The sequence below is a fragment of the Rhodanobacter terrae genome (genome assembly GCF_042657005.1).
Classification (GTDB): Bacteria; Pseudomonadota; Gammaproteobacteria; order Xanthomonadales; family Rhodanobacteraceae; genus Rhodanobacter; species Rhodanobacter terrae.
Genome location: NZ_JBHSNG010000054.1, coordinates 1 through 5,446, shown reverse-complemented (window position 1 = coordinate 5,446; position 5,446 = coordinate 1). Strand labels below are relative to the sequence as shown.

Here is a 5,446-nt window from a genome sequence, read left to right as displayed (position 1 = left end):
CGAGGCTTACATCCAGAGCATTGAAGACAAGCTCAACCAGCGACCCAGAAAACGGCTACGCTTCCACTCTCCTCAGCAGATCTTCGATAAGTCTTTCAAACGCGCACTTCCTAATTGAATCGGCGACTCCTGCAAGCCGACTTCGGGAGGCCGTCTCCCATCTTCGGTAAAGCATCCCTCGCTTACGCGAGGGTTCGTGACACACACCACTGTTGGCCCTTCTTCGTCTGATGCATCTCGGGGTCGCGCTGCTTGTTGCGGTTCTTTGTCGACGACGGTGCCTGGATGATCGTGGCATCCACGATGGTGCCCTGGCGCAGCAAAAGGCCTTGCTGGCCCAAATGCGCATTGACCGTCTCGAGGATCTTCGCCGCCAGCCCGTGCTGCTCCAGGAAACGACGGAACTTCAGGATCGTCGTCTCATCCGGGATCGCGTTCTCATTCAACTCCAGCCCGGCGAAGCGGCGCATCGACTCAATCTCGTACAGTGCGTCTTCCATGGCCGGATCGCTCAGCGCGTACCACTGCTGCATGAAGTGGATGCGCAGCATCGACGACGGCGGCATCGGCGGGCGGCCACGGCGACCAGCGGTGGGATAGCTCGGTTCGATTAGTGCCAGCAGATCGGTCCACGGCACCACCTTTTCCATCTCGCCGAGAAACTTCTCTCGGCGCGTCGGCTTCTTCTTGGCATCGAAACTCAACGACGCGAACGAGCGCTTCATCGGGGGTGTGCTTCCGGGGACTCGTCGTTATGATGCCTCAGACCGGGAATAGATCAGAGCATCCCTAATTGAATCGGCGCGACGCCTGGCTGAGGTTCGACGCTAATCAGGTCGTCATAAATAATCGATGTTTTAAAGACTATCCAAATGGTGGTCGTGCTGTTTTGTATTTATGGAAGAGCAACCCTATCGCAGCAAGATAAGCCATTAGGCAAAAAATTGAATAAATAATATCAAATTTATTCAGCAGATGTATAAGTGATAGAAATGCTGATAGCGCCACAAGCTGGAGAACGTAAAATAAAACAAGCTCGTTTTTATCTGACGCAAAAAGTCCGTAAATATATACAAGATTCGCGACTGGCAATATTACGCCACTGAGCAAATCAATTTTGCCTTGAGTGATGGCGACAAGGAGGAGGTCACATGAAAATAGCGCTGCAAGAGCAAAGTATCGCATTTTACGGACATTCATATAAGGGCGCCTAAGCAGGTAAAACTTGAGCAAAGGTAATTTGATGCCGGCTAAGGCTTTCCAACCACCCTAGCCGGCTTGCAGCGATTTCTACGCGTTATTCCGCGCTGGGAGCGTGACCAAAGAGTCCGTCTCCTATGAGTCCACCTCCGGCAGCACCTCCCATAAAGGCACCCCCGAAAGCGACATACACCGCGCCACCGACCAGCACTTCGGGAAGTGCTGCGATGGCCAATAACGTCCCTCCGAGTACACCAACGCCAGCAAGTACTTCCTCTCTATTAACTGCGCCGGAGACGAGATCGATTTCAACCGCACTTAAATTGCGCATATCATCATTCCTTTGTGAGATTTATAAATTACTACGCTTTGCCACACCACGAGCCGACACATTTTCATGTATTCCGACTCGAATTTCGGAGCACGAAGGCTATGCCCTTATTGCACCAAGTACAACATCAAAACAATATGCCGCCAGCGGTTCGCCGTCGCACATCGCAGCGCCACCAAGCATTAACCGTTGCGAACATTCGTTCGTCTTGCAGTCAATTCAGTCTGCCCCGCCTTCAAGACTATAATTTTGTTCGCACTAGCCATCGTCTCCGGTCGATGCGCAATCACAATTCGCGTGACCCAAAGTTGCTGCACCGCCTCGTTGACCAGTCGCTCTCGCTCCACATCGAGATGGCTGGTCGCTTCATCCAAGACCAACAGCTTCGGCCGGCGATACACCGCCCGCGCCAAGATTACTCGCTGCTTTTGTCCACCGGACAGGCTGGAGCCCATGTCACCCACCAGGCTCTGGTAGCCCATGGGCATCGCGGCGATGTCCTCGTGCACAGCGGCCAGCTGGGCAGCTGCCTCGATGCGTGCCGACGTCGCCTGGGGATCGAAAAAGCTGATGTTTTCGGCGATCGATCCGGCGAACAGCTGGTCGTCCTGCATCACCGCACCGATCCACTGACGATACGTATCCAGCCCCAGCTTGCGAATGTCGATGCCGCCGAACAGCACCTCGCCTTCGTTGGGCTCCAGCAATCCCAGCACGATCTTCGCCAGCGTACTCTTGCCGCACCCGCTGGGACCGATGAGGGCCATCGACTCACCGGCTTCGATCTTGAGGTTGCAGTTCCGCAGAATCCACGGCTCTCCGCCGGCATAGCGAAAGCTGACGTGGCGCAGCTCGACGCTGGCCTCGGGAGTTGGACCGTTCCATGCTGCATCGAGCCGCTTCTCAGGCGCGGTCAACGCGATATCCGCTACCCGTTCCGCATGCAGCTTGAGCATGCGGAAGTCCACGGCCTTGTCGATCAAGGCGGCTGCGCGACTTGTAAACTGATCCGCGTAAGCGATGAAGGCAATCAACATGCCGGCGGAGAATGCATTCTTCAGCGCCAGCGTGGCGGCGATCCAGATCATCCCCACCCGGCCGAGACCGAACATCAACTGGTTGCTCAGGGTGAAGGCGATGCCCAGGCGCTGAATCCCGATGGTCCGGTTGACCGTGGACACCGTGGCGTTGGCGTAGCGCGACAGTCGTTCGTCCTGCTTGTTGGCGAGCTTGATCGGCATGGCGCCACGGATGGATTCCAGTAGCTCACTCTGCTGCCGCGCCCCGCAGACGATCTGCTCTTCGTTCGCGCGGCGCAGGGGGCTGAAGAAGGCCCAGCGAATCAGGCCATAGGCCAGGAACAGAGCCGCCACCAGCGCGGTGAGCCAAAGGCTGTAGAACCCCATCACCACCAGGGTTACCAGCGACATCAAACCATCCAGAAGTGAGCCGATGAACTGCGTGGTCAAGGTCTGCTGGATGGTCTGGATGGAGCCGAAACGCGAGACCACGTCACCCACATGACGCTTCTCGAACCAGTCCAGCGGCAGACGCATGAGGTGACCGAACAGGTTGCTGGCCCACTGCACGTTGAGCGTGGCACCCAGCCAGGTGACCGCCCATGAGCGCGCGGCGGTGATCAGCGCCGAGAAGACCGCGATACCCATAAAGCCCAAACCCAACAAGGTCAGCAAGTCGTGATCGGCCGAGACCATCACCTGATCCAGCACCCACTGCATGTAGAACGGCGCGGCCAGCGCAAACACCTCCAATGCCAGCGCCAGCAACAGGATCTGCCCCAACGCGGGAATCAGGCCACGTACCTTGCCGGTGAGCGCACGCAGCGACACCGCCTGGCGCTCATGCACCGGCGCGAAATCCGCGCCAGGTGTCAGCTCCAGCGCCACGCCGGTGAAGTGTTCGGAGACTTCGCGCCAGCCAAGCTTGCGGATGCCGCGTGCCGGGTCGTGGATGACGATGCGGCGCCTGTCTGCGCGCTTGAGCACTACGAAGTGGTTGAGGTCCCAGTGCAGCAGGCAGGGGGTGCGCAGTTGGTCCAGATCAGCCAAGTCCAGCTTGAGCGGGCGGCAGGCGAAGCCGAGCTGGCCGGCCATGGCCATCACGCGGGCCAGCGTGGCTCCTTTGAGCGAGGTGGAGAAACGCCGGCGCAGCCCGGCTAGGTCCACGTCGTGGCCGTGGTAGCTAGCCACCATCGCCAGGCAGGCCAAGCCACATTCGCCCGCCTCGGTCTGCAACATCATCGGCAGGCAACTGGACCAGCCAAATTGCAACGCGGCGCGATAGCCCGAGGTAAGCTGTGGCGCGGCTTCGTTCTGGATGCCGTCAGCCATGCGCGCGCCCTTCCGACAGATGGTGCGCCATGCCGTATAGCGGCTCGAACACCCATTCAAGCAAACTGCGACGATCCATGAGAATGTCGGCCTCCAGCGCCATGCCAGGCTTCACCGGCTCGGGCTTGCCGTAAGCCAGCACGTCCTGTTTATCCAGCTTGACCTGCACGCGGTACAGCGATTCCTGGCTCTGCTGCCCGACCAGTGAGGTAACTTCTGCGGGCGACAGCGCACTACGCGAGATGTCCGTCACCCGGCCATACTGCTGACCGAACTTCTGGTAGGGGAAAGCCTGGTAGCGCAGCACCACCATGTTGCCCGGCGCGATGAAGCCGATGGCGCGGCTGGGCACCAACAGTTGCACCTGCAACACCGAACCGGCGGGCAGGACGGACAGCAAGGGCTGCCCGGCGCTCACCATCTGCCCCGGCTTCAGCAGCACGGCCGAGACGACGCCGTCGCACGGTGCACGCAACACCGCGGCGCGCTGCAGTTCGTTCTGGGCGATGGACTGCGCTACGGTGGCTAGCTGGCGTTCGGTATCGTTGCGCTTAGCGGCTGCGTCCAGCGGCAACTGCGTCAACTGCTGCTGCGCGGCATCCAGTTGTTGGCGCATATCCAGCTGTTGACGAACGAACGCCTTGTACTGCGCCTGCGCATCGAGCGCGGCGGCTTTCTGCTGCTGGATTTGCAGCGCCGAGACATAGCCCTTAGCACCGAGCGGTTCGACGCGTGCCAGCAATTGCTGGTTGCTGGTGACCTGCTGTTGCTGGATGGCCAACTGGCCGGCGATCTGCGTCAACTGTGCATGCAGCAAGACCACCTTGGCGCGCAGGGCATCGGCTTGCTGTTGCGTCAACTGCTGCTGGTTGCGCAGGTCCGCTTGCAGCCCGGCACGCTGCGCGTCCAGTTGCTGCCCGACCAATACGTGGGTATCGCCCAGTGCGGCACTATCCTGATCGCTGGATAATTCCAGCAGCACTTCACCTGCCTTGACGGCTTGGCCGTCATGCACACGCAGGTGCGTGACCGTGCCGGCGTCGGACGCGGTGACGTTGAGCAGGCCGGCACTGGGCACCAGCAGGCCGCTGACGGTTTCCCGGCGGGTATAGTGACCGAATACGAGGAACAGCCCAATGGCGGCTGCGAGAGCCAGAGCCAATACGGTCAGCAGCCAGCGCGACAATGGCGCGGCAACAATGATGGAGCCCAACCACTCTCCACGGCGTGCATCCACGACTTCCTGTCTGAACAATTGCTGCGGCAAGACGTAAGCCCCTACTCGTCGATATCCCTAAGCCGTGACGCACCCATTTGCATATGTTTCGTTTATGCACGCCATTGTTACGTGGCAGACGAGGGCTTTGTCAACGTGCATGTTCTTTCGATCTGACGAATACAAAATCCGCATACCGCCAAAAAAACCGGGGCGATTTAGTTTGCCTGGCACGTCGGACGGCGCTGTCGAGGTGCATCGATCAGCGATGTCGCCAAGGAGTTTCGACTCGACTGGCAGACGGTCAAGGCGCTGGACAAGCAGTACATGGCCGAACAACTCAAACGC

The 5,446-nt window shown here is 59.2% G+C and carries 5 protein-coding genes and 1 pseudogene; all 6 read right to left on the bottom strand.

The genetic code is table 11. The features are described 5' to 3' along the window. Positions 1-206: 206 nt before the first annotated feature. A pseudogene (locus tag ACFPPB_RS20010) lies at positions 207-725 on the bottom strand (IS5 family transposase); the annotation flags it as partial. Between the two features lie 139 nt (positions 726-864). Further along, positions 865-1,200 carry a hypothetical protein gene (locus tag ACFPPB_RS20005; RefSeq protein ID WP_377330377.1) on the bottom strand — a complete coding sequence of 112 codons (336 nt, stop codon included), beginning with the start codon at positions 1,198-1,200 and terminating at the stop codon, positions 865-867. 97 nt (positions 1,201-1,297) lie between these two features. Continuing rightward, positions 1,298-1,531: a hypothetical protein gene (locus ACFPPB_RS20000; RefSeq protein WP_377330375.1), complete on the bottom strand. Its 234-nt coding sequence runs from the start codon at positions 1,529-1,531 to the stop codon at positions 1,298-1,300. A 182-nt stretch (positions 1,532-1,713) separates the two neighbouring features. Next, on the bottom strand, positions 1,714-3,882 hold the full coding sequence (locus ACFPPB_RS19995) for a peptidase domain-containing ABC transporter (RefSeq protein ID WP_377330373.1): 2,169 nt from the start codon (positions 3,880-3,882) through the stop codon (positions 1,714-1,716). Next, on the bottom strand, positions 3,875-5,095 hold the full coding sequence (locus ACFPPB_RS19990; RefSeq protein WP_377330371.1) for an HlyD family secretion protein: 1,221 nt from the start codon (positions 5,093-5,095) through the stop codon (positions 3,875-3,877). The genes ACFPPB_RS19995 and ACFPPB_RS19990 overlap by 8 nt, the downstream gene beginning before the upstream one ends. Positions 5,096-5,176: 81 nt before the next feature. After that, a partial coding sequence (locus ACFPPB_RS19985) for a hypothetical protein (RefSeq protein ID WP_377330369.1) occupies positions 5,177-5,446 on the bottom strand: 270 nt, incomplete at its 5' end.